We start from the raw sequence: 20,067 nt of genomic DNA on the forward strand, positions 1-20,067 counted from the left end.
GAAAGAACGTCAGGCCCCCAAGCGCACCGTTCCGCCCTTGATCCAGCCCCAGCGGCATGGACCCTGATATTCGCGCACGCTGGCCACGGCCTTGTTGACGCGGCACCTGTCCATATCGAGCCCCGGTGCGGGAAACACCACGCCGAACCAGGCATCGTCGTCAGTTGATTCGCACAAGGACACGCGCGCGCCGCCCGCCAGCTTGGCCTTGATCGCGCGGGTTTCGCCGGGCGCCCAATAGACATCGGTGCCGCCATCCTTGACCCGCGACACGCTGGGACAGGCTTCGAGCGTGATCCCTTCGCTGCCGATCCGCACCGGCTGGCTCGCCAATGGCGTGAGGTCGGTGGCCGCCAGCGCGGCATTGTCAGGCGGTGGGGCTGGCTGGCTACACGCGGCCAGCGACACCATGGAAAGGAGCATAATCAGGAGCAGGGAGAGATGATGTTTCATGCCCCAAAACTAGCGGCGCGACGCGGGCAGTGCAACGTCCTTTGCAATCAAGCGGCGCGGCGCATTTTCGCTTGGGTTTTGGGCGTACAAACCCTATATAATCGACATGACGGACAGTGTTGAAAATCCGGCGCCCGGCGCGCCCTCCAAACTCCCCAATGCCAATGCCTATGGCGCCGAATTTATCAAGGTCCTGAAAGGGCTTGATGCGGTGCGCAAACGGCCGGGCATGTATATCGGCGATACCGACGACGGGTCGGGGCTGCACCATATGGTGTTCGAGGTTAGCGATAATGCGATCGATGAGGCGCTGGCGGGTCATTGTGATCTCGTCCTGATCACGCTGAACAGCGATGGTTCGGTCAGCGTCGAGGATAATGGCCGCGGAATCCCGACTGGCATCCATGCCGAAGAAGGCGTGTCGGCGGCCGAGGTCATCATGACCCAGCTCCACGCCGGCGGGAAATTTGAAAACACCAGCGACGACAATGCCTATAAGGTGTCGGGCGGTTTGCACGGCGTCGGGGTCAGCGTCGTCAACGCTTTGTCGGAATGGCTCGAACTCACGATCTGGCGCAACGGCGAAGAACATTGGATGCGCTTTGAGCATGGTGATGCAGTTGGCCCGCTGAAAGTCACCGGCCCCGCGCCCGACGGGAAAAAGGGCACGCGCGTTACCTTTCAGGCCTCGACCGACACTTTCAAGAATGTTTTGGAGTTTGATTTCGAGAAACTGGAGCATCGCTATCGCGAGCTGGCATTCCTCAATTCGGGTGTCCACATCAAGCTGGTCGATGCGCGCCATGCCGAAGAACAGTCGCATGACCTTTATTATGAGGGCGGGATTGGCGCTTTCGTCAAATATCTCGATCGCAACAAGACCGCGATGTTACCCGATCCCATTGCGATTAGCAGCGAACGCGACGGCATCGGCATCGAAGTCGCGCTGGAATGGAACGACAGCTATTATGAAAATGTGCTGTGTTTCACCAACAACATCCCGCAGCGCGACGGCGGCACCCACCTTGCCGCCTTCCGCGCCGCGCTGACCCGCACGCTCAATGGCTATGGCGACAAATCGGGCCTGCTCAAAAAAGAAAAGGTCAGCTTGACCGGCGAAGATATGCGCGAAGGTCTGACCGCGATTGTGTCGGTCAAACTGCCCGATCCCAAATTTTCGTCACAGACCAAGGACAAGCTGGTTTCCTCCGAAGTCCGCCAGCCGCTCGAAAGCCTGATGGCTGACCGGATGACCGAATGGCTGGAAGAAAACCCCGCCCATGCCAAAGCGGTGATCCAGAAGGTCGTCGATGCCGCCGCCGCACGCGAAGCCGCTAAAAAGGCGCGCGAACTCACCCGCCGCAAGGGCGCGATGGACATTGCCAGCCTGCCCGGAAAACTTGCCGACTGTCAGGAACGCGACCCGGCCAAATGCGAACTGTTTCTGGTCGAAGGCGACAGCGCCGGCGGTTCTGCCAAACAGGGGCGCGACCGCAAGGTTCAGGCGATTTTGCCCTTGAAAGGCAAGATTTTGAACGTCGAGCGCGCGCGGTTCGACCGCATCATCTCGTCGAAGGAAGTCGGCACCCTGATTCAGGCGCTGGGGACCGGAATCCGCGACGAATTCTCTATCGAGAAGCTGCGCTATCACAAAATTGTGATTATGACCGACGCCGATGTCGATGGCGCGCATATCCGCACGCTGTTGCTGACCTTCTTCTATCGCCAGATGCCAGAAATCATTGAAAACGGTCATCTTTATATCGCGCAGCCGCCGCTGTACAAAGTCGCCAAGGGGCGCAGCGAAGTCTATTTGAAGGATGATGCGGCGCTCGAAAATTATCTGGTCGATGGCGGTATCGACGCCCTGATGCTCGAAACCACCGGCGGGGCGCGGTCGGGGGCCGATCTGCGCGACCTGATCGAACATGGCCGCCGCTTGCGCGCCCTGATGCGCTATGTTCCGCGCGGCCATAATTATGGACTGATCGAAGCGCTGGCACTGACCGGTGCGCTTGATCCCGATCTCGACAGCGCCGGACGTACCGCAGCCGCAGCAAAGGCAGCCGACTGGCTCAATGCCGCCGAACGCGCACTGACCGGCGGCGGCGAAGCGAAGTGGACGCTATCCTATACCGACGGCGGCTATATCCTTGAAAAGCGGTGGCGCGGGGTTAGCGATCATCATATCCTCGACGCGGCCTTCCTCGCCAGCCAAGAGGCGCGCCGTCTCCACACGCTCGCTGGCACCCACGCCGAGGCCTACGCCAATCCGGGTCGGTTGGTGAAAGGCAGCGCCGCCGTTGCTGCGATTGCAGAAGAGACCGAGTCGGATGATGACGGGGAGACGCTAGACGGCGACCTGCCAGCCGCAACAAGTGGTAAAGTCACACCGATCACGCGACCGTCCGAATTGCTGGAAGCCATTTTCGCGCACACCCGCAAAGGGCTGGCGATCAGCCGCTACAAAGGGTTAGGCGAGATGAATGCCGAGCAATTGTGGGAAACCACGCTCGATCCGTCGAACCGCTCGCTGCTCCGCGTCGAGGCCGAACAGGCCGATATTGCGCATGAGATTTTTGAGCGATTGATGGGCGACGAGGTCGAACCGCGCCGCGAGTTTATCCAGACCAACGCGCTGAGCGTCGCCAACCTCGACGTTTAGCCGCAAATTCCACCCAGTGCGGCGCGGCCAGACTTGCCCCGCCGCGCTGGTGCTGCTCCACTTTGCCCAGATTGAGGGGGCAAAGCCATGCGCGCGATACTCACCATGATATTACCGCTGATGCTTGCGGTGCCAGCTATGGCCGAAGACGACGCAACAGGGCTTGATCTGGGAATCGGCCCCGCTAGCTATTTCAGCGATGAAATTGCGGGCAATCGTACCGCCAGCGGCGAAATTTGCGACCCTGACACGCTGACCGCCGCGCATCGCACGCTGGCTTTTGGAAGCCTGGTTCGCGTCACCAATCTAGCCACTGATCAAAGCGTTGTTGTCCGTATCAATGATCGCGGGCCTTATCATGGTGGTCGCATCATCGATGTATCGGATGCGGCGGCGCGCGAAATCGGCATGATACGCAGCGGCACAGCCGAGGTTAGCCTGACACTGCTCAATGATTCATATGATGAACCGGACCGCCAGACGGACTATGATCCCGGAACCTAGCATCAGCGCTTAATCGAAGACCGACCAGCCCGCCGCATAGGCAAAATGTTCGAGCGCCGCCGCGCCGACCAGCGATGTCCCCGCCGCGTTGAGTCCGGGCGACCAGACCGCAATCGCGCCACGCCCCGGCGCAATGGCGAGGATGCCGCCGCCGACGCCGCTTTTGCCCGGCAGGCCGACGCGAAAGGCGAACTCGCCCGAATTGTCATAATGGCCGCATCCCATCATGATCGCATTGATGCGGCGACAGCGGTGCGGCTTTATCAGCTGCTCGCCGCTATCGGGATCGCGGCCATTCATCGCTAGAAACAAGCCCGCACGCGCCAGTTGCCGGCACGACATGGCGAGCGCGCATTGGCGAAAATATACGCTGAGGCTGGTTTCGACCGGATGGCGCATATTGTTGAACGCCGCCATGAAATAGCCAAGGCTGCGGTTGCGCGCGCCGGTATCAGATTCGGATTGTGCAACCCGCTCGTCGATAAAAACCGTCGGGTCCGCCGCCCGTTCGCGCAAAAATTCCAATATTTCAGCCACGACATCGTCAACCGGGCGCCCGTCGATCAGCCGGTCGGTGGTCGCAATCGCGCCCGCATTGATCAACGGATTACGCGGGATGCCCTGTTCGGTTTCGAGCTGGACAATCGAGTTGAACGCCGAACCCGACGGTTCGCGCCCGACGCTTTCCCACAAGGAACCGCCCAAACGTTTGAGCGCCAGCGCCAGCGTGAACACCTTTGACACCGACTGGATCGACAAGGGTTCTGCGGCGTCGCCAACAGCATGGACTTCGCCATTGGGCAACGCGACGGCCATTCCGAACTTGTTCGGATCGACCTCTGCCAGTGCGGGAATATAATTGGCGACCCGACCCTTGCCGCAATGGACGCGCGCCACGTCATAGGCCTCTTGGACATAGTGCTGAATTTCGTCGGTCATGGACCCTCGCCTAGCACAAAATTGCGCCAAGTCGCGCTGTGCATTGCTTGCATCGCAGCCAGCAGTCGGCGCATGATAAAATGGATGGACGTACCGGTCGCCCCCACACTCCCCGCCCCCTTCGCCGACTGGTTCGCAAGCCGAGGATGGCGGCTACGGCGGCATCAGGCCGACATGCTGGCGGCAGCGCGGCGCGGCGAACATGGGTTGCTGGTGGCGGCGACGGGTGCAGGCAAGACGTTGGCGGGGTTTTTGCCTACGCTGGTTGCGCTGGCCGAACAACCGCGCGACCGGCTGCACACGCTGTATATCTCGCCGCTAAAGGCGCTCGCCGCCGATGTTGAACGCAATTTGCTGGGGCCGATTGCCGACATGGGGCTCGGTATCAGTGTCGAAAGCCGCAGCGGCGATACGTCATCGGACAAGAAATTGCGGCAACGCAGTCGCCCGCCCAATATCTTGCTGACGACACCCGAATCGCTGTCGCTTCTGCTGAGCTACCCCGACAGTTTCGCCATGTTCGCCGATCTGGAAACAGTGGTGATCGACGAGATTCATGCTTTTGCGGCCGGCAAGCGCGGCGACCTGCTTTCGCTGTCACTGGCGCGGTTGCAGACAATGGCACCCGATTTGCGCCGCGTCGGCCTGTCGGCGACGATTGCCGATTCGCTGGTCTATCGCCGCTGGCTGGCCCCCGCTGGACGTGCCGACGATGTGACATTGGTCGAGGGCGAAGCGGGAGCCGATCCCGATATCCATATCCTGCTGCCCGAAGGCGCGGTCCCCTGGTCGGGCCATTCGGGACGCTATGCCGTGCATCAGGTGATGGCAGAGGTCGCGCGCAACAGGACGACGATCATATTCTGCAACACGCGCGGTCTGGCCGAGCTGATTTTCCAGGAGCTGTGGAAGGTCAACGACCAAAGCCTACCGATTGGTATCCATCACGGCAGCCTTGACCGCGAGGCGCGGCAGCGCGCCGAAGCCGCCATGTCCGAAGGGCGTCTGCGCGCGCTGGTCGCCACCTCCAGTCTCGACTTGGGGCTCGACTGGGGCGATGTCGATTGCGTCATCCAGATGGGGGCGCCCAAGGGCAGTTCACGCTTGCTCCAGCGGATTGGTCGCGCCAATCATCGGCTCGATGAACCCAGCCGCGCGCTAATCGTGCCAGGAAATCGCTTTGAATATCTGGAGGCGCAGGCGGCGCTCGACGCGATTCATGCGGGCGAACGCGACGCCGACCGCTTCCGTCCCGGCGCGCTCGATGTGCTGGCGCAGCATGTCATGGGGCTGGCCTGTGCCGCCGCCTTTACCGAGGCGGACATATTGGCCGAAGTGCAGAGTGCCAGTCCTTATGCTGATTTGGACGCGGCCACCTTTTCGCGCCTGCTCGGCTTTGTCCGCGACGGCGGCTATGCGCTCAAAAGCTATGACCGTTTCCGCCGCATCGCTCCCGATGGGCATGGAGGCTGGCGTATTGCGCACCCCAAACTTGCCGCCCAGCATCGCTTTAACGCGGGGATCATCGTCGACACGCCGACGCTGAACGTGCGCTTCAAAAACGGGCGGCGGCTGGGAAAGGTCGAGGAATATTTCGCCAGCACGTTGAGCATCGGCGACACATTCGCCTTTGCCGGCCTCAGCCTCGAGGTGGAATCGATGCGCGACAGCGATCTGATCGTGCGCGCGACAGCAAAGCCAGCGCGGATCCCCAGCTATGTCGGCACGCGCATGGCGCTGTCCACGCGCCTTGCCGAGCGCGTCCGCATATTCCTCTCCGACCCGCAAAGCTGGTATCGCTTTCCCGATGATGTGCGCGTGTGGCTGGAGGCGCAGCGTCAACATTCGGTCCTGCCGCGCCCCGGCGAACTTCTGGTCGAAACCTGCCCTCACGAAGACGCGCATTACATGCTCGTCTATCCTTTCGAAGGTTGGAACGCGCACCAGTCGCTGGGGATGCTGGTGACCAAAAGGATGGAGCGCGCGGGATTGCAACCGCTCGGCTTTGTTGCCTCCGACTATGCGCTCGCCATCTGGTCACTGCGTCCGGTAACCGATCCTGCCGCGCTGTTCGATGCCGCCATCTTGACCGATGAATTTGTCGAGTGGGTCGAAGGGTCGCATTTGCTGAAGCGCGCCTTTCGCGAGGTTGCGGTGATCGGCGGACTGGTCGAGCGCCAGCATCCCGGCAAGCGCAAGACGGGCAAGCAGGTGACCTTTTCCACCGACCTTATTTTCGATGTTTTGCGGAAATATGAGCCCGACCATTTGCTCCTCGAAGCGGCCTGGGCCGATGCGCGCCAACGGTTGACCGATGTGGCGCGGCTGGGCGACCTGCTTGATCGTGCCGAAGGCACGATGGTGCATCGCGCGCTGCCGCGGATCAGCCCGCTCGCCATACCGGTTCTGATCCTGATCGGGCGTGAGAGCGTCGCGGGGGCAGATATTGACGATATCCTGCTGGGCGAGCTTGCCGACCGGCTCGCCGACACCGCGATGCGCGCTGATTAAGCCTTGCTTGCCGAACAGCAGGCGGAGGCGTAGACTGGTCGCTACGGAGGAACTCCCCCGATGACATATGCAAAGCCGAACCGGATGCCGCATTGGGCGCTGATCATAGTCGCGCCGCTGGTCATGGGGGTCACATTGTCCCCCCGCCCCAACGCTGATCCCGCAACTGCGCCAACATCACCAGCCCTACCGAATGACATCACCGTCGATGACGAAGCGCCCGTCACCGAAACCACACCGGTCATCCAGCCCTTTGACCTTGATGCAACGCGGCGCATGTCAGTGCCGGTAACCGTGCGCGGACAGGGACCCTTTTCCTTTCTGGTCGACACTGGTGCCGAGCGGACGGTCATAGCCCGCGAACTCGCCGCTCGATTGGGTCTGGCGGATGGTTCAAAGCTGCGGCTGGCCACCATTGGTAGCGCGCTGACCGTTCCGTCTTTTCAAGTCGCAACGCTGGAAATGACCAATTTGCGTATGAGCCCGTTCGAGGCCCCCGCCTTTGCCGGACGGCATATCGGTGCCGCCGGGCTGATCGGGGTTGATATGCTCGAAAATCGGCGCGTCCTGATCGATTTTCGCAAAGAGACAATGACCATATCCGATTCAAAGCGGCGCGCCCGACCGTTAATCCGTGCCCACGATGCCATTGTCGTCACTGCGCGCAATATCGCCGGGCGACTGATTTTGTCCGACGCACGGATTGATGGAGCGCGCGTCGACATCATCGTCGATACCGGCGCCCAAACCAGCGTTGGCAATCTGGCACTGCAGCGCATGGTCATGCGGCGTCGCCAGAATTCGTACCCGCTTTTACCATCCGAGTTGACAGCGGTCACCGGTGAGCAGGTTCCTGCCGTTCGCACGGCCATTAGCAAAATCTCCATTGGCGGGGTCACGATGACCGACCTGCCCGTCTCCTTTGCCGATTCTCAGGCTTTTCGGGCCTTGGATTTAGAGAAGCGACCGGCGCTGCTTTTGGGTATGGACAGTCTGCGCCTGTTCGATCGGGTCGAGATTGATTTTCCTAACCGGCGCGTCGTATTCGACATGCCCAGCGGGGCCGCGCGCGAAACGCGAAATCGCTTGGCAGAGGCCGCTATCCGCTATCCCGGCTGACACCCCTCACCCGCCCCTTGCTCCGATAGCGGGGGATTGTCATAGCGGCAGAATGACACCCTATCCTGTCCTTGATTTTGCAGGTCACAACTTTTGGGCTTTACCAGAACCCGCGCTGTATTGGCCGCAGGAAAAGGCGCTGATTGTTGCCGACCTGCACCTTGAAAAGGCCAGTTGGTATGCGACGCATGGCCAGCCGTTGCCGCCTTATGACAGTCAGGACAACCTCGACCGGCTGACAAAGATCGCGTCGGCGACCGGAGCACGCGCCATCTGGTGCCTTGGTGACAGTTTCCATGATCGCGATGCCCAACGCCGCATCACACCGGCCATAGAGGCGCAGTTGCGTGCTCTGGCGGCGGCCTATGATATTGTGTGGGTCGCGGGCAATCATGACGGGCTGATCGATGAAAATTGGAGCGGAACCGTCGTCGAGGACCTGCATGTTGATGGGCTGATGCTGCGCCATCAAAGCGTGGCTGCGGAGACCCGTCCCGAAATATCCGGACATTTCCACCCCAAGCTGCGCGTGCAGGCACGCGGGCGAACGATTTCGCGCCCCTGCTTTGCCTGCGACGAACAGCGGCTAATCCTGCCAGCTTTTGGCAGCCTGACCGGCGGGCTAGACGTCCAATCGCCGATTATCGCCGTGAATTTTTCAGGGAACTATGACGCGCTGACCGTTTCGGAGCGGCGCTTGCTCCGCTTTCGCATCGCCAGACACGGACCGGATGCCGCTACGTCAACCGAGGTAGAAGCCTCTTCCTGATCATTTTTCCTGCTTTTCGGCGCGAAAACGACCTGTGGCAAAAATGTTGCACTCCGCATCAACAATCACCCGAAATCGCTGCAGACGCTAGAATCGCGGTTCCGTTTCGCTACACTCGCGCAATAAACAATAATCGAGAGGAAGCTACCATGAAATTATCTCCCACATTTTCGCACCACCTATTGCGCACAAGCGCGCTAACCGCGTCACTTTCTGTCGCCATGCTGGCCACGCCAGCACTGGCGCAGGATGACGGTAGCGCAGACGACAGCGGTGCCGACAGCGTAATCGTCGTGACCGCACAGGGCCGCTCGCAGCGCCTGTCCGACGTTCCTGTCGCCATTTCGGCGGTGAATGCCGAAACGCTGCAGAACAGCGGTGCCAACGACATCCGTCAACTCAACCAGGTGGCACCTTCGCTGCTGGTGTCGTCAACGGGTTCGGAAGCCAATGGTTCGGCGCGTATTCGCGGTATCGGCACCGTAGGCGACAATCCGGGCCTTGAAAGCTCGGTTCCCGTCTTCATCGATGGCGTTTATCGTTCGCGTTCGGGCATCGGCCTTAATGAATTGGGCGAGATTGACCGCGTCGAAGTGCAGCGCGGACCGCAGGGCACGTTGGGCGGCCGCAACTCTTCGGCGGGCCTGATCAGCATCTATTCGAAAAAGCCCGATTTCCAGTTCGGCGCATCGGGTGAAGTCACCTATGGCAATTATGATTATTGGCGTGTGGGCGGCAGCATCACCGGCCCGATCACCGACAATATTGCCGCGCGCCTCGACGGCATTTGGGTCAAGCGCGATGGTTTCTATCGCGACACGACGAACAATGTGGACGTCAACAATCGCGACCGTTACTTCCTGCGCGGGCAATTATTGTTCGAACCCACCGACGCGCTGTCGGTGCGCCTGATCGCCGATTATACCTATCGCGACGAAAAATGCTGTGCGGCGACCTATGTCGACAATAGCGTCAACCCGTTCATCGGCAATCTGAACAATGTCGCAAACCCGCTGAGCGTTGGAGGACTGCCGCCTGCTGACGGTAATAATATTATCAACGTACTCCGCGATCTGGGCCAACCGCTCGCGGCCTTCAATCAGGGCTATGGCCGCAATATTTCGGTCAGCCCCGGTCGCAGCTTTGCCGGCGAAACCAAGGATTACGGCTTTTCCGGCCAGATTGATTATGATTTTGGCGGCGCAACGCTGACCTCGATCACCGGTTATCGCCAATATCGTTCGGGGCAGGCGTCGGACACCGACTATGGTTCAGTTGATATTCTCTATCGCGCGCCGAGCGACGATGCCTATCGCCAGTTCCACACCTTTACCCAGGAATTGCGCCTGCAGGGCGAAGCGTTTGACGGCAAGCTCGATTGGTTGATCGGCGGCTTTTACGCCAATGAGAAGCTGACCGTTCGCGACAATTTGCGTTTCGGCACCCAATATGGCCGCTTTGCCAACTGCCGGATCGTATCGGGTGGCGGTCTGGCGGGCCTTTATTCCCCCACCTCTCCCGGCTGTCTCGCGGCGCGTCCGGCGATATTTGGCGCTGCTTCGCCGGCAATCTATGCGGCGTTTGACGCGCTGGACAGCATCAGTGATCGGGGCACCACCAACGATCGTTATTTCCAGGAAGGCAATAACTGGGCGGTGTTCACGCACAACATCGTTCATATTACCGATCGCTTGGATCTGACTTTGGGTCTGCGGTACACCAACGACAAGAAGAAGTTCAACGCAACCTTTGGCAATGACAATACGGCTTGCGTAACGGTCCAGAACCTTGTTGGCGGCTTCCTTGGAGTCCCCGCACTCGCTGCGGTATCGGGCGGCCTGATCGGGCTGAGCTGTCAGGGCAATTCGACCTCCGAACTCAATGGTGTGTCGATCAACGACAAGCGCAGCGAAGACGAATGGACCGGCACCGCAATCCTGTCGTACAAGCCTGTTGATGACCTGCTGGTTTATGGCAGCTTCTCGCGCGGCTATAAGGCAGGCGGGTTCAACCTCGACCGTTCGGCGCTCAAATCATCGGTCCCGAGCTTTGCGTCGGTTGGCGGGGCACAAAGTCTGGTTGGCAATCTGCAGTTCGACCCCGAATTGGTCGACAGCTATGAAATCGGCGCCAAATATGCGACCGGCCCGTTCAGCCTTAGCCTTTCGGCCTTCCGTTCGGATTTCAGCAATTTTCAGCTGAACACCTTTAACGGTTCGGTCTTCCTGGTCGCAACGATCAACGGTTGTTCGTCATCCCTGAACGGGGCCGACCGCGACCTTAGCTCTGCCACCGGTGCGTGCCCCGGCAGCGATGTCAGCTATGGCGTCCGCACACAGGGTTTCGAGCTGGAGGCCGCGCTGGTTCCGGTTCGTGATTTCCGCGTTGCCGCCGGCCTGACCTATGCCAGCACAAAATATCGCAGCAATTTGGTTGGCAATAATTCGGGGGCTCCGCTTGACGCGGCATTGCGCAAGCTGCCCGGTGACAATCTGTCGAACGCGCCCGAACTGGTCGCGACGGGCAGCATCACCTGGACCCCCGAACTGGGCAGCGGCGGCATGACCGGGCTGGTTTATATCGATGGCCGCATGACCAGCGATTATAACACCGGGTCGGATCTGTTCCCGCAAAAGGAACAAAATGGTTACGCGCTGTTCAACGCGCGCGTTGGCGTGCGCGGCCCCGATGAGAAATGGGGTCTGGAATTCTGGGCACAGAATATCTTCAACAAAAATTATGCCCAGGTCGCGTTCAACTCGCCGTTCCAGGCGGGCACGACGTCGGCACCCTTTACCGATCCGCAATATCCGGGCGGGCGTCAGATCTTCTCGCAGTTCTTGGCCGAACCGCGGACTTATGGCGTAACATTGCGCGGCAAGTTCTGATCGCCGCAAAACACTGAAAACATATGGGGCCGTCCGCTTGTCATCCGGCAAGCAGGCGACCCCTTTTTTGTAGCCGCTAGGTCCATCCGCAGCCTAAGGTTGGCCGATGTTCGTGCTTGATTCGCTCCTCGTCAAAATTGCCCTGATCGGTGTCATCGGTATCGGGGCGCAGTGGGTGGCGTGGCGCACCGGACGCCCCGCGATTGCGCTGATGCTTGTCGCCGGTATCCTCGCCGGCCCCGTCCTGGGTCTGCTCGACCCCGAGCGTGATTTTGGCGCGCTGCGCGAACCCATTATCAAACTCGCCGTCGCGGTTATCCTGTTCGAGGGCGGGTTGAGCCTCAAGTTCCGCGAATTGCGGCAAGCGGGTTTTGCGGTCGCCCTGCTCGTGTTCATCGGGGTTCCTGTCGGCTGGGGGCTGGCCACTGCCGCCGCTTATTATGGCGCGGGTTTGTCGCTCGAGCTGTCGGCGCTGTTCGGCGGGATCATGGTCGTGACCGGACCGACCGTCATCGGCCCGCTGCTCCGTTCCCTGAACATCACCCCGCGCGTCAAAAATATGCTGAAATGGGAAGGCATAGTGAACGACCCGATTGGCGCACTGCTCGCGGTGGGCATTTACAGCTATATCACCCACGGCGGCGCCGACACCAACAATGTCGGCCTCGTCATCGACGTGGTCGCCGCCAGCCTGCTTGCCGTATTGATTGGCGGCGGTGCGGGCTTTGCACTGACCTGGGCCTTCCCGCGCGGTTGGGTCCCCGAATTTTTAAAGGCGCCGGTGCTGCTGACCACCGTCATCGCGGCCTTTGTGCTGTCCGATGTCGTCATGCACGAAACCGGGCTGATTACGGTCACCGTGATGGGCGTGGTGATGGCCAATCGCGAAACCTATTCCAGCCATATGCTGCGCCGGTTCAAGGAGGATCTGACCGTTCTGCTCGTCTCGGGCGTGTTCGTCATATTAGCGGCGACCCTTGATTGGGAGGTCGTGCAGAATTTCCAGCTGCGCTTTGTCGTCTTCCTGCTGTTGTTGCTGTTCGTCGTCCGGCCGCTGACGATCATGACCGCGCTGTTGTTCACGCGCCTGCCGTTCAAAGAGCGTGTTTTCATCGCCTGGATCGCCCCGCGCGGTATTGTCGCGGTGGCGGTGACCGGCCTGTTTGCGCTGCGACTCTCTGATTATGGCGTTCCCGATGCCGAGGCGCTGGTGCCCTTGTCCTTCGCTGTCGTCATCATCACCATTTTTGCCCATGGCTTCACCGCCGCGCCCTTTGCCCGCTGGCTGGGGCTTGATCGCGGTCAGGGCGAAGGGGTGCTGCTGGTCGGTGCGAACAGCTGGACCATCGCCTTTGCCGAGTTCCTGAAAAAACAGGACCGCAAAGTATTGATCGCCGACCAGAGCAAGCTGGCGCTGCGCCGCGCGCGCCGCGCCGACATCGCCATCTATCATGGCGATATTTTGGAAGAGGCGCATGATGACATCATCGACATGGGGCAATTCCAGCAACTGATCGCGGCGACCGACAATGATGCCTATAATGCGCTGGTGTGCAGCGAGCTTGCGCCCGAAATCGGCCATGATCGCGTCAGTCGGCTGATCGGTGAAACGCGTGCCGGCAGCCACCGTCGCGGTCGCGTCCTGACAATTGCTGGCACACCGATTGAGGAATTGCTAGACCGGCTTCAGGCTGGCTGGACCTTTGGCCGCACCCGCATCACCGACAAATTTACCTATGCCGACTTTGTCGCGCGGATGAAAGCGTCCGATGGCGACAGTCTGGCGGTGGTACGCGCATCGGGTGAGCTGGCGATTTTTGCTAAGCACAACCGCCCGACCGTCGACAGCGGCGACACTATCTGGACCTTTGTGCCGCCCGACGATCCCAAGTCACGTAAATCAGCAAGCGAAACCCCCGCACCCGCCATATTCTAGCGTCACCGCGCGCGGGCGGCCTGATAGGTAATGTCGGTCATCAGCTTGCGGAACAGCACAGCGCCAACGGTTCCCGATGATTTGAGCGCGCGTTCGCATTCGAGCAAGCGGCTCATCAAACGGGCGATGCGTACCGAATCCCAAAGGTGAAGCTGCGCCGTCACCGCATCGCGTTCTTTCCAGAACACGCCGCTCGACCGAGCGCCGACTACCGTGCGCGGATGGGCTCCGCCATCAACCTCTGCGCGCAAACGGGCCAAGTCCATCGTCCGCATCGACAGCGCACGGATGACACGGATTTCGGCGACCCCGACCCCTGTCGCCTTGGCCAGCATCGCGGGCAGATCCTTGGTCTTGCCGCCCAACGCAACATTGATGCATTCGCTGACATCTTCCTCATGGCTCGCCGCGCCGAGCGCGAGGATATCGTCGGCACTCACCTGACGCTGGCGGTCGGACGCGGCGTCCAGATAGAGGGCAATCTTCTCAATCTCTCGCCGCATCAACGCCTGATCACCCGATACCAGATCGATCAGCATATGCGCCTCACTGTTGCCTAGGCGCAGCCCCGCTTGTTCCGCCGCATCCATGGCAATAGCGGCCAGCGCACGCCTGTCGGGCTGATAACAGATCGCCGCCAGCCCATGATCCGACCCTTCGACGAGCCGTGTCAGCTTTGATTTTGCGGTTATTGAGGCTCCGGTCGCGATGACCGGATTGACGACTTGGTCGGCCTCCAGCAGCGCGGTGACAGAGGCCAAACAGTCATCACCATTGCCGCTGATGTCCAGCCGGATGACCCGCGCCCCGGCAAAGAGCGACAGCGACGCCGCCTCGGCAGCCAGCAGCGACGGGTCGTCGGCCATCTTGGGCGAGGTTAAATCCACACGCTCGGCTTCGCTGCCTGCCCAGCCGGTCAGTGTCGCGGCGAGCGCGTTCATCGTTGCGTCGTCAGGTCCGGTGAGCAGATAGAATCGAACCGCAGGGTTCAGGCGGGACTGGCGCTCCAGATCGGCGGGTTTAACCGATTTCATGGGCGGCTCGGCACGCGGTCAGGGCGCGGCGGGTGCGGGAGCGCCGCCTCCACGGTCCGCAAAAATGGCCAGTCGCGCAACAATCTGATCCGCGATCCCCGATGCGAGCCGCTCCAGCGCGCTCGATTCCGCAGCGATGGTCGCATATTCCGACCCCACCACATCGATCCCCGCATCGGCGGCGGCAACGGCGTCGAGCAGCACTTCGCCATTCGACGCATCGACAAGCTGATAGCGGGCGCGCAGCGTGCGCCGTTCGCGGGTCACCGCATCATCGGTACGGACGCCAAAGCCGGTAATCGAATCCTCCAGCTTCACGTCCAGCCGGAACCGGTCGCCCGGTGCGCGGCCACCGCGAGTCGCGACAAAGCGATCGCGCAGCGCATTGCGGACGAGCCAGCCGGCATGTCCCTCAATCGGCGCAACCTTTACATCGGCCAATGTGGTCGCCACCGCGCCGCGACTTCCGTTGGCGTAAACCGGTCGCAGCCCGCAACCGCTGAGAATCAGCGAGGCAGCAAGAAGGAAAGAGGCAGCAAGGGCGCGCATCAGGGAACGATATTGACCAAGCGGTCGGGAACAACAATCACCTTTTTCGGAATCGCCCCCGATAATTGCTCGGCAATCTTTGGCTGGGCGAGCGCCGCCGCCTCGACCGCCGCGCGATCCAGCCCCTTGGCCATCGTCATCGTCGCGCGCAATTTTCCGCCGATCTGAATCGCGATGGTCACTTCATCATCGACCAGCAAAGCGGGGTCGGCGACCGGCCAGGCCGCCTTTGCCACCATATCGGCGGTGCGTTGATGCGCGGGCAGCGTGGCCCAGGCTTCCTCGGCCAAATGCGGCATCATCGGCGCGACGAGCAGGATCAGCGCGCGGCAGGCCTCGGCGCGGGTGGCCGACGGCGACGCCTTTTCCATGTCATTGGCCAGCGCATGAACCTTGGCCACCGCCTTATTAAAGCCCAGCGCCTCGACATCATGGGCAATGCCGGCAATCGCCTGATGCAGCTTGCGCCCCAGTGCCTTGTCTTCGCCGCCATCGCCGCTCTTTTCGGTTTCGCCGAACAGCCGCCACAGCCGCTGAACAAAGCGCCACGCGCCTTCGATACCGGCCTCGCTCCACGGCAGATCACGCTCGGGCGGGCTGTCAGACAGCATGAACCAGCGCGCCGCGTCGGCACCATATTGGTCAAGAATGGCATCGGGATCGACGACATTCTTTTTCGACTTCGACATTTTGATGACGCGACCGACCGCGACGGGCGCGCCATCGGCGGTCAGCGTCGCACCATCTGCGCTGCGTTCGATCTCGTCGGGCGTGTAATAGAGCGGCGGCAGCCCCTCACCCTGATCGCGGCTATAAGTTTCATGCGTCACCATCCCCTGCGTGAACAGGCTGGCAAAGGGTTCGCTTATGTCGAGCATCCCGATATGCTGGAGCGCACGGGTCCAGAAGCGGGCGTAGAGCAGGTGCAAAATCGCATGTTCGATGCCGCCGATATATTGATCGACAGGCAGCCAGCGGCGGATGACGTCGGCGTCGAAAGGTTTGTCGGTGGGCGCGCTGGCAAAGCGCAGGAAATACCAGCTCGAATCGACGAAGGTATCGAGCGTATCGGTTTCACGCACCGCTTCGCCGCCGCACGCGGGGCAGGCAACATGCTTCCATGTCGGATGGCGGTCGAGCGGATTACCCGGAACCGAAAAATCGACATCGTCGGGCAGGATCACCGGCAATTGGTCCTTGGGCACCGGCACAATGCCGCAACCTGCACAATGGACAAAGGGGATCGGCGTCCCCCAATAGCGCTGGCGTGACACGCCCCAGTCGCGCAGCCGCCAGACGGTCGTGCCCTTGCCCCAACCGTCATGCTGCGCCCGCGCAATCACCGCCGCCTTCGCGTCGTCGATGGTCATATCGTTGAGAAAGTGGCTGTTCACCAAGCGACCCGGCCCGACATAGGCCTCGTCACCTTCGAAATGTTGCTCGTCATCATCGCCATCGGCGATGACGCGATAGACCGGCAGTTCATATTTGCGCGCGAAATCCAGGTCGCGCTGGTCATGCGCCGGACAGCCGAAAATCGCGCCGGTGCCATAATCCATCAGCACATAGTTGACGACCCATACCGGCAGATGAAAATGCGGATCGAGCGGATGTTCGACGCTGAGGCCAGTATCAAAGCCCAGCTTTTCCGCCGTATCCATCTCCGCCGCCGACGTGCCCTGACGCCGACATTCGGCGATAAAGTCGGCCAGACGCGGCGCGCTTTTCGCCAGCCGCTCGGCGAGCGGATGGTCGGGCGAGATGGCAGCGAAACTGGCCCCGAACAAGGTGTCGGGGCGGGTCGTGAAAACATCAAAACCGTCGGCGCCGCCCACGAGCTTGAAACTGAATTCCAGACCCTGCGACTTGCCGATCCAGTTTTCCTGCATCAGCCGCACCTTATCGGGCCATTGGTCAAGCTTGCCCAGTCCGGCGAGTAAATCTTCGGCAAAGTCGGTGATTTTCAGAAACCATTGTGACAGTTTCTTTTTTTCCACCAACGCGCCCGACCGCCACCCGCGACCATCGATCACCTGTTCATTGGCGAGCACGGTCATGTCGACCGGATCCCAATTGACGAAGCTTTCCTTGCGCGTCACCAACCCTGCGGCATGGAGGTCGAGGAACAGAGCCTGTTCCTGCCCATAATAATCGGGATCGCAGGTCGCGAGTTCGCGGGTCCAGTCGATGGCGAGACCCAGCCGTTTGAGCTGACCGCGCATCGCGTCGATATTGGCGTGGGTCCAGCCGCCGGGGTGGACGCCCTTTTCCATCGCCGCATTTTCAGCCGGCATACCAAAAGCGTCCCAGCCCATCGGGTGGAGCACATCATGGCCGGTCATCGCCTTAAAGCGCGCCAGCACATCGCCCATCGTATAATTGCGGACATGCCCCATATGGATGCGCCCCGAAGGATAGGGGAACATTTCCAAAATATAGGCTTTGGGATGCCCTTCGCGTTCGGTCGTGGCAAAGGCCTGTGTCTTGTCCCATGCCGCTTGCCAGCGGGCGTCGGCGGCCATGGCGCCAAAGCGCGTTTCGCGGGTCATTGATTCATTCCCGTTCTTGTTTGGCCCGTATTTATGTGGCCTTTTCTTGCCTAACCCGATTGACGACGGTCATCCCAATATAGGCGGTGCGATTCAACCCCCGATGGCGTTGCGGCGCAAATCGCGGGCGCGGGTGAGGATGATCTCTTCCAGCTTTTGAACCGTTGCCGCCTGCACCGGCGCATCGACCCATGTCCCGTTCTGTGCAACTTGGCGCGAAGCGGCGACGCGCAACGCATCGGCGCGCAGGTCCTGATCCAGAATCGAAACCGTCACCTTCATCCGTTCGGTGTCATTGCCGGGGTTGGCGTACCAATCGGTGATAATCACGCCGCCCGACGAATCGGCCTGAAGCAAAGGCATGAACGACAAGGCGTCGAGCGATGCCCGCCACAAATAGCTGTTCACGCCAATCGTCGTCACTTGCGATGCGGCAAGGTCTGCGCGCGGGCGATCTTTGCCGCCACAAGCCGACAGACCGGCAGCCGCCGTCACGAGCAGCGCCAAAGTGGCAGAACGGCGACCGAAAGACGCAAGGGCGGAAAGTTGGATCATGCCAGTTAACCTTCATAAATGCGCAGCGACCAGGCCCAGCCACTGCGCGTAAGGGAGATATGCGGCGGTCTCTATCGCCGTTGCCGCCGTCCGGCAAGCGCGGCAATTGCAGCACCTTCACAGTTCAGACTGTGGTCATAGGGCAACATTGACGTTCAAAATCAATATGACGCGATGAAAGAGTCCGGAATCACTGGCAAAATGTTGTCAAGCGTCCTATCTATGACAGGCAGAACTATTGGAGTCGCAGGAAAATGGCACAGGTGCCAAAGCAGTATTGGAGAGGGGGCGTGGCCGTTTTGGCTGCGTTGACGCTCGCCTTGCCGCCAGCCCTTGCCGCCATGAGTCGCGCTGAGCGAATCCGTGATACCAATTTTTCAGAGGCTTTGCTGGGTCAATTTACCCCCGCCTCGGGCGATCCGCGTCTCATTGCCCGTTATGCCAAAGTGTCTGAAAATTCACGCCGTAATTTCAGCTTCACCCCTGCACTGACCGACGAGAGCCGCAAGACTCGCGCGATCACCGTCGTCGTCCGCGCCCGCGATGAAAGCAGCGCCGCCCGCACCGCCGCTCTGGCGGCAGGCCGCACCAAGGCGCCAGCCGCCTTTACTCCCGTCGCCTATGATCTGGGCGAATCGCTTGGCTTTGAGAAATTTGCGACGCCCAAACTGACCCCGGGAATCGATATCCGCAACTTGCCGGTTGCCCGTGCCCCCGATCAGCCCGAATCGAAATCGCGTTTCGCAACGCGCATGATCAACGGAACGCGTGATCCGGCCAAGGCCAGTGTGCCGACGTCGGGACAGGCTGTCGATGTGGTCGGCAGCTATCGCGTGACCCGCAATCTCGATGTCACCGCCGGTGTACGGTACAAGAGCGACGACCGGCTTGAGCCGCTCGCCGATAGCCGTCGCGACAGTCAAGCCGTTTATGTCGGAACTCAGTTCCGCTTCTAACGCGGTCGGCGTTTACGCGCCGCCTTTTCCCAATAATCAATCGCAGCCCATCCGGGGGCAAAGCCGCTTTGCGTACTGGTGAGTCGCAGCGCCCGCCCGCGTGCGTTGGTCATCCCGCCAAGCGCCGCCACTTGCGTCCCGCTCAAGCGCGCCAAACGCGCGAATCGCCGACGACCGAGTCCGTCCGCCTCTTTATGTGAGTGGGTCGGGTAGAGCGGCGATACAAAGACAAGATCGGCACCCGCGCGCCGCGCGGCGCGAGCCTCGCGTTCATTATGCACGGGCATGGTCAGGCACAGGCCGAGTCGCTGTGCCCGCTTCGCCTCGCCCTTGTTCCGTTGGCGCAGATGGACACCGTCAGCGCCCCAACGCACCGCTTGTGCGGGCGATCCGGCGAGCAATATCGTCAAGTGCCGCGCCTTGGCGATCCGTATCAACCGTCGCAAAAGCCGCCAGCGCGCACCGGGCCGCAAATGGTCGTGACGGACCACAATCCCGCTGCCGGGTGGGAGTTGTGCGGCGATAGCAACCAAGTGACCGTCCAGCCGTTCATCGGTGAACAGCCAGTGTGTCGGCAAGACAGGGGGGTGGCGTCGCGGCATGGCCCTTTCTATAGGCCCGTCGCGAACAGGCGCAACGC

General features: G+C 61.0%; 15 protein-coding genes. 8 read left to right on the forward strand and 7 right to left on the reverse strand.

Translation table 11 applies throughout. From position 1 onward, the window contains the following. Positions 1-9: 9 nt before the first annotated feature. Complete coding sequence (locus tag ACR3XE_RS01450) at positions 10-453, reverse strand: hypothetical protein (RefSeq protein ID WP_473699344.1); 444 nt, start codon at positions 451-453, stop codon at positions 10-12. Positions 454-559: 106 nt separating this feature from the next. On the opposite strand from ACR3XE_RS01450, the gene gyrB reads away from it, so the two are divergent. Together gyrB and ACR3XE_RS01460 are read left to right on the forward strand one after the other, a co-directional pair. Further along, positions 560-3,118 carry a DNA topoisomerase (ATP-hydrolyzing) subunit B gene (gene gyrB / locus ACR3XE_RS01455; RefSeq protein WP_486185863.1) on the forward strand — a complete coding sequence of 853 codons (2,559 nt, stop codon included), beginning with the start codon at positions 560-562 and terminating at the stop codon, positions 3,116-3,118. Between the two features lie 87 nt (positions 3,119-3,205). Further along, the gene (locus ACR3XE_RS01460) at positions 3,206-3,622 is read left to right on the forward strand and encodes a septal ring lytic transglycosylase RlpA family protein (protein ID WP_473699342.1); all 417 of its coding nucleotides are present in this window, start codon (positions 3,206-3,208) and stop codon (positions 3,620-3,622) included. A 9-nt stretch (positions 3,623-3,631) separates the two neighbouring features. On the opposite strand, the gene ACR3XE_RS01465 is transcribed toward ACR3XE_RS01460, so the two are convergent. Further along, entirely contained in the window at positions 3,632-4,561 is a 930-nt protein-coding gene (locus ACR3XE_RS01465) for a glutaminase (protein ID WP_473699341.1), read from the reverse strand. Positions 4,562-4,645: 84 nt separating this feature from the next. Here ACR3XE_RS01465 and ACR3XE_RS01470 point away from each other — a divergent pair, with 84 nt between their 5' ends. The 5 genes from ACR3XE_RS01470 (at position 4,646) to ACR3XE_RS01490 (ending at position 13,784) form a co-directional block, all read left to right on the forward strand. Then, the gene (locus tag ACR3XE_RS01470) at positions 4,646-7,072 is read left to right on the forward strand and encodes a ligase-associated DNA damage response DEXH box helicase (RefSeq protein WP_473699340.1); all 2,427 of its coding nucleotides are present in this window, start codon (positions 4,646-4,648) and stop codon (positions 7,070-7,072) included. 60 nt (positions 7,073-7,132) lie between these two features. Further along, positions 7,133-8,191, forward strand: coding sequence for a retroviral-like aspartic protease family protein (locus ACR3XE_RS01475; protein ID WP_473699339.1), 1,059 nt, complete (start codon positions 7,133-7,135; stop codon positions 8,189-8,191). Between the two features lie 52 nt (positions 8,192-8,243). Further along, the gene (gene pdeM, locus ACR3XE_RS01480) at positions 8,244-8,960 is read left to right on the forward strand and encodes a ligase-associated DNA damage response endonuclease PdeM (protein ID WP_473699338.1); all 717 of its coding nucleotides are present in this window, start codon (positions 8,244-8,246) and stop codon (positions 8,958-8,960) included. A 149-nt stretch (positions 8,961-9,109) separates the two neighbouring features. After that, positions 9,110-11,848 (forward strand): TonB-dependent receptor, encoded by a 2,739-nt coding sequence (locus ACR3XE_RS01485; RefSeq protein ID WP_473699337.1) that lies wholly within the window; start codon positions 9,110-9,112, stop codon positions 11,846-11,848. 106 nt (positions 11,849-11,954) lie between these two features. Next, positions 11,955-13,784: a cation:proton antiporter gene (locus ACR3XE_RS01490; RefSeq protein WP_473699336.1), complete on the forward strand. Its 1,830-nt coding sequence runs from the start codon at positions 11,955-11,957 to the stop codon at positions 13,782-13,784. 2 nt (positions 13,785-13,786) lie between these two features. Here the strand turns inward: ACR3XE_RS01490 and holA are convergent, their stop codons facing one another. From holA to ACR3XE_RS01510, 4 genes are all read right to left on the reverse strand, one after another. After that, positions 13,787-14,818 carry a DNA polymerase III subunit delta gene (gene holA, locus ACR3XE_RS01495; protein ID WP_473699335.1) on the reverse strand — a complete coding sequence of 344 codons (1,032 nt, stop codon included), beginning with the start codon at positions 14,816-14,818 and terminating at the stop codon, positions 13,787-13,789. An 18-nt stretch (positions 14,819-14,836) separates the two neighbouring features. After that, positions 14,837-15,367, reverse strand: a complete 531-nt coding sequence (gene lptE, locus ACR3XE_RS01500) for an LPS assembly lipoprotein LptE (protein ID WP_486185864.1) — start codon at positions 15,365-15,367, stop codon at positions 14,837-14,839. After that, complete coding sequence (leuS, locus tag ACR3XE_RS01505) at positions 15,367-17,916, reverse strand: leucine--tRNA ligase (RefSeq protein ID WP_486185865.1); 2,550 nt, start codon at positions 17,914-17,916, stop codon at positions 15,367-15,369. The genes lptE and leuS overlap by 1 nt, the downstream gene beginning before the upstream one ends. Positions 17,917-18,009: 93 nt before the next feature. After that, complete coding sequence (locus tag ACR3XE_RS01510; RefSeq protein WP_486185866.1) at positions 18,010-18,471, reverse strand: DUF3576 domain-containing protein; 462 nt, start codon at positions 18,469-18,471, stop codon at positions 18,010-18,012. Positions 18,472-18,761: 290 nt separating this feature from the next. Here ACR3XE_RS01510 and ACR3XE_RS01515 point away from each other — a divergent pair, with 290 nt between their 5' ends. Then, positions 18,762-19,427, forward strand: coding sequence for a hypothetical protein (locus ACR3XE_RS01515; RefSeq protein WP_486185867.1), 666 nt, complete (start codon positions 18,762-18,764; stop codon positions 19,425-19,427). Here ACR3XE_RS01515 and ACR3XE_RS01520 read toward each other — a convergent pair. Then, on the reverse strand, positions 19,424-20,029 hold the full coding sequence (locus ACR3XE_RS01520; RefSeq protein ID WP_473699332.1) for a thiamine phosphate synthase: 606 nt from the start codon (positions 20,027-20,029) through the stop codon (positions 19,424-19,426). The two genes, ACR3XE_RS01515 and ACR3XE_RS01520, sit on opposite strands and share 4 nt — an antisense overlap. Positions 20,030-20,067 lie beyond the last annotated feature (38 nt).

The organism is Sphingopyxis sp. 10G20-10, from assembly GCF_057365075.1.

What these genes read in the sequence shown, in the direction of transcription:
- ACR3XE_RS01450 (WP_473699344.1), bottom strand. Translation starts at nt 453, where the DNA reads ATGAAACATCATCTCTCCCTGCTCCTGATTATGCTCCTTTCCATGGTG.
- gyrB (WP_486185863.1), top strand. Translation starts at nt 560, where the DNA reads ATGACGGACAGTGTTGAAAATCCGGCGCCCGGCGCGCCCTCCAAACTC.
- ACR3XE_RS01460 (WP_473699342.1), top strand. Translation starts at nt 3,206, where the DNA reads ATGCGCGCGATACTCACCATGATATTACCGCTGATGCTTGCGGTGCCA.
- ACR3XE_RS01465 (WP_473699341.1), bottom strand. Translation starts at nt 4,561, where the DNA reads ATGACCGACGAAATTCAGCACTATGTCCAAGAGGCCTATGACGTGGCG.
- ACR3XE_RS01470 (WP_473699340.1), top strand. Translation starts at nt 4,646, where the DNA reads ATGGACGTACCGGTCGCCCCCACACTCCCCGCCCCCTTCGCCGACTGG.
- ACR3XE_RS01475 (WP_473699339.1), top strand. Translation starts at nt 7,133, where the DNA reads ATGACATATGCAAAGCCGAACCGGATGCCGCATTGGGCGCTGATCATA.
- pdeM (WP_473699338.1), top strand. Translation starts at nt 8,244, where the DNA reads ATGACACCCTATCCTGTCCTTGATTTTGCAGGTCACAACTTTTGGGCT.
- ACR3XE_RS01485 (WP_473699337.1), top strand. Translation starts at nt 9,110, where the DNA reads ATGAAATTATCTCCCACATTTTCGCACCACCTATTGCGCACAAGCGCG.
- ACR3XE_RS01490 (WP_473699336.1), top strand. Translation starts at nt 11,955, where the DNA reads ATGTTCGTGCTTGATTCGCTCCTCGTCAAAATTGCCCTGATCGGTGTC.
- holA (WP_473699335.1), bottom strand. Translation starts at nt 14,818, where the DNA reads ATGAAATCGGTTAAACCCGCCGATCTGGAGCGCCAGTCCCGCCTGAAC.
- lptE (WP_486185864.1), bottom strand. Translation starts at nt 15,367, where the DNA reads ATGCGCGCCCTTGCTGCCTCTTTCCTTCTTGCTGCCTCGCTGATTCTC.
- leuS (WP_486185865.1), bottom strand. Translation starts at nt 17,916, where the DNA reads ATGACCCGCGAAACGCGCTTTGGCGCCATGGCCGCCGACGCCCGCTGG.
- ACR3XE_RS01510 (WP_486185866.1), bottom strand. Translation starts at nt 18,471, where the DNA reads ATGATCCAACTTTCCGCCCTTGCGTCTTTCGGTCGCCGTTCTGCCACT.
- ACR3XE_RS01520 (WP_473699332.1), bottom strand. Translation starts at nt 20,029, where the DNA reads ATGCCGCGACGCCACCCCCCTGTCTTGCCGACACACTGGCTGTTCACC.